Raw genomic sequence first — 3,731 nt, 5'->3', positions numbered from 1 at the left:
CTGCTCGCCGTTGAGGCGCAGCCCCTCACCCGGCTCGAAGCGGGTGGCCCAGTCGCCATCATGGCTCGGCTCCAGCGAGCGCTTCTCCAGCAGTCCCTTCTTCTCCAGCGCGGTGAGGGCCGCGCTCTGGATCTCCTCCTGCTTGAGGGCGGAGGGGGTCTGCGGCCCCTTGCGCAGCAAGGCGAGGGCCTGCTGTTGCTTGGCCGCCCGCTTGAGCTCGTTGAGGTCGATGGCCATGCCCGCATCGGTAGCAAACCAGAACTCCAGCTCCCGATAGGCGGCGGGCTCCCCCTTGCGCACCAGCACAGGCAGGGCGTGGGGCAGTACCTCCCCCAGCGGATGCTGGTAGTAACCGGCGCTCCAGGCCATCAGCGCCAGAATGTCGGGCCCCAGCACGGGGGAGCTGTCGAGCACCCTCTTCAAGGGTTTTAATTTGTTGCGGGGGACCTGGCTCTCGGTCGGGTGATCCACCACCAGACCAACCAGGGTCTGCGGGCCGAACGGGATCTCGACCCGGCAACCGGGGGCAGGCAAGGGCAGGGGAGAGAGATAGTCGAAATGACGGCGTAACGGCACCGGCACAGCCACACGAACCAGATCCAGCGTTTGGGAAGAATTCACCAGAGGTTGCCTATTTTTTCTGCGAAGCCACTTGCCTGATCTCAGGCGTTTCCTATATTATTCGCAGCCTTTGAAACTGTGTTCAACAATCGTGTGGTGTCCGACAAGAGATCGGATGGCGACACGGCCTGATAATTGAGGTTGTCCATGAAAGCTGGTATCCATCCTGACTACGTAGCCATCACCGCCAAGTGCTCTTGCGGTAACGTCATCAACACCTTCTCTACCATCGGTAAAGATCTGAACCTGGACGTGTGCTCCGAGTGCCACCCGTTCTACACCGGCAAGCAGAAAGAAGTTTCTAGCGGCGGCCGCGTAGACAAGTTCAACAAGCGTTTCGGTGGCTTGACCTCCAAGAAGTAATCTTGCTTCTGAAGAATTCTGAAAAAGGCGCCCGTCGGGTGCCTTTTTTATTGGCCGCCATTCTGTAATTCCCCGCTTTGCCCTATGGTGTTGGCTCAACCAAGGGAGAAGAGCCGATGCGCACATGTCTGGTGATGGGAGCTGCCGGGTACATAGGATCCTACCTGGTGCCCCATCTGCAGGGTCTGGGGTACAGGGTCATCGCCGGGGCCCGTCGTCCCTGCCGTCTGCCGGAGGGGGTGGCGTTTCGCCTCGCCGACAGCCTCAAGCCTGCCACCCTGTCCCCTGCGCTGGCGGGGGTCGACACCGTCTTCTATCTGGTACACGCCATGGGGGCGGGGGCCGGTTTTCACCGGCTGGAGCAGCAGGGAGTGAAGAATTTCGCCGCCGCCGCCCGTGCCGCCGGGGTGCGCCGCATCGTCTATCTCGGCGCCATCCAGCCCGAGCCCTGCAACAGTCGCCACCTCAACTCCCGGCGCTACTGTGGGGAGCTGTTTCGCAGCGCAGGGGTGCCCACGGTAGAGCTGCGTGCCGGCATCATCATAGGCCCCGGCTCGGCGGCGTTCGAGGTGATGCGGGATCTGGTGTACAACCTGCCCATGATGGTGACGCCCAAGTGGGTGCGCTCCCGCACGCCCCCCATCGCCCTCTCCAACCTCTTGCACTATCTGGGCGGGCTGGTGGAGGCCGACGGGGTGGATGGCCAGATCTTCAATGCGGCCGGCCCCGAGCTGCTCAGCTACCAGCAGCAGCTCCAGAAGTTCGCCGCCCATATCGGCAAACGCTGCCCCATCATTCCGATCCCCTTTTTGAGCCCCCGGCTCTCCGCCTGGTGGCTGCAGTTCGCCACCTCGGTTCCCCAACCCATCGCCAAGGCGCTGGTGGGGGGGCTCAAGCACGACATCCCGGCGGATGACGGCCCCTTGCGCGCCCTGCTGCCCCAGCATCTGCTCAGCTTCGATGAGGCGCTGGCGGAGAGCCTGGCGCTGGAGCAGAGGCTCGGTGCCGAGCAGCACGGGGAGGAGACGCCCCTTGGTCTGCGCTGGCGCCATCCCGAATATGGCTTCTACGACCGCACCGCCAGCGGGGAGGCGGATTGCCTCGCCGCCCCCGAGGTGGTGTGGCAGGTGTTGCAGCAACTGGGGGGCGAGCAGCGCTACTTCTACATGAACGAGCTGTGGGTGGTGCGCGAATGGATGGATCATCTGATCGGCGGTCCGGCCCGGACCCGGGGACGCACCAACCCGGATCGCTTCGTGAAGGGGGACATGCTGGACTCCTGGCAGATCCTCGGGGTGGATGAAGGACGCAGGCTGGATCTGCTGTTCAACATGAAGGCCCCCGGCGTCGGTCGGCTGGAGTTCAACATCCAGCCCCTGGAGTCCGGCCTGACCCGGCTGCGGGTGACGGCCCACTGGCATCCGCAGGGGGCCTGGGGGCTGGCCTACTGGCTTGCCATGCTGCCGTTTCACCTCTTCATCTTCCAGGGGATGACGGAGGCCATCGCCCGGCAGGCAGAGGCAAAAGCCGGCATTCCAGTCATGGATTGAAATCGAATCTATAACTAATTGGGTAGTTTTGGATGGCGTGACATGCTACTGATTAGCCTGTCATTGCTATCCAGCGATATTTTATGCTGTGAAAGGGCGGGGGATTTCTTTATGATCCTCAGCCCTCGCCCGCTGGCGAGCCAACGCATCACTCATTCATTTCCGTATCGGGGTCCCCCATGTCCGATCAGCAGCACGATCTCCGCCAACAGGCACTCGACTACCACGCCCAACCTGTCCCGGGCAAAATCGCCATTGCCCTCACCAAGCCCGCCGAGACCGCTCGCGATCTGGCGCTGGCCTACAGCCCGGGCGTTGCCGAACCGGTACGCGAGATCGCTGCCAATCCGGCCGATGCCTACCGTTACACCGGCAAGGGCAACCTGGTGGCCGTCATCTCCAACGGCACCGCCATCCTGGGGCTGGGCAATCTGGGCCCGCTGGCCTCCAAGCCGGTGATGGAGGGCAAGGCCCTGCTGTTCAAGCGCTTTGCCGGCATCGACGCCATCGACATCGAGGTGAAGCACGAGACCAGCGCCCAGTTCATCGATACGGTGGCCGCCATCGCCGACACCTTCGGCGGCATCAACCTGGAAGACATCAAGGCCCCCGAGTGCTTCGAGATTGAAGAGGCGCTGATCGCCCGCTGCGACATCCCGGTGTTCCACGATGACCAGCACGGTACCGCCATCGTCACCGCCGCCGGGCTGCTCAACGCGCTGGAAGTGCAGGGCAAGGAGATTGGCACCAGCCGCATCGTCTGCATGGGCGCCGGTGCCGCCGCCACCGCCTGCATGGATCTGCTGATCAAGTGCGGGGCTGCGCCGCACAACATCTTCATGCTGGACCGCCAGGGTGTGATCCACAGCGGCCGCACCGATCTCAACCAGTACAAGCAGCGTTTCGCCAACGACACCCCCCTGCGTACCCTGATGGATGTCATCGACGGGGCTGACGTCTTCGTCGGCGTCTCCGGCCCGGACGTACTGCCTGCCGAGGCGGTGGCCCTGATGGCCCCCAACCCGGTGATCTTCGCCTGTTCCAACCCGGACCCCGAGATCAAGCCTGCCCTGGCTCACGGAGTGCGCGGGGATCTCATCATGGGAACCGGCCGCTCGGACTACCCGAACCAGATCAACAACGTGCTCTGCTTCCCCTTCATCTTCCGCGGCGCCCTCGACGCCCGTGCCAGCCGCA

The 3,731-nt window shown here is 63.7% G+C and carries 3 protein-coding genes and 1 pseudogene; 3 read left to right on the top strand and 1 reads right to left on the bottom strand.

Going from position 1 to position 3,731, the window contains the following annotated elements; genetic code table 11:
• A pseudogene (locus tag AACR77_RS14895) lies at positions 1 to 621 on the bottom strand (primosomal protein N'); the annotation flags it as partial.
• 147 nt (positions 622 to 768) lie between these two features.
• Between AACR77_RS14895 and rpmE the strand changes: the two are divergent.
• From rpmE to AACR77_RS14880, 3 genes are all read left to right on the top strand, one after another.
• A complete protein-coding gene (gene rpmE / locus AACR77_RS14890; RefSeq protein WP_010676078.1) occupies positions 769 to 984 on the top strand; it encodes a 50S ribosomal protein L31 in 216 nt (71 codons plus the stop codon).
• A 116-nt stretch (positions 985 to 1,100) separates the two neighbouring features.
• A complete protein-coding gene (locus AACR77_RS14885; RefSeq protein ID WP_042882525.1) occupies positions 1,101 to 2,534 on the top strand; it encodes a DUF2867 domain-containing protein in 1,434 nt (477 codons plus the stop codon).
• 179 nt (positions 2,535 to 2,713) lie between these two features.
• Positions 2,714 to 3,731, top strand: a 1,018-nt coding sequence (locus tag AACR77_RS14880; protein WP_042882522.1) for a malic enzyme-like NAD(P)-binding protein, incomplete at its 3' end; no start/stop codon positions are given.

Origin of the sequence: Aeromonas sp. ZOR0002, from assembly GCF_963866995.1 — a bacterium.
Classification (GTDB): domain Bacteria; phylum Pseudomonadota; class Gammaproteobacteria; order Enterobacterales; family Aeromonadaceae; genus Aeromonas; species Aeromonas caviae.
This window is presented reverse-complemented; position numbering and strand designations above follow the sequence as displayed.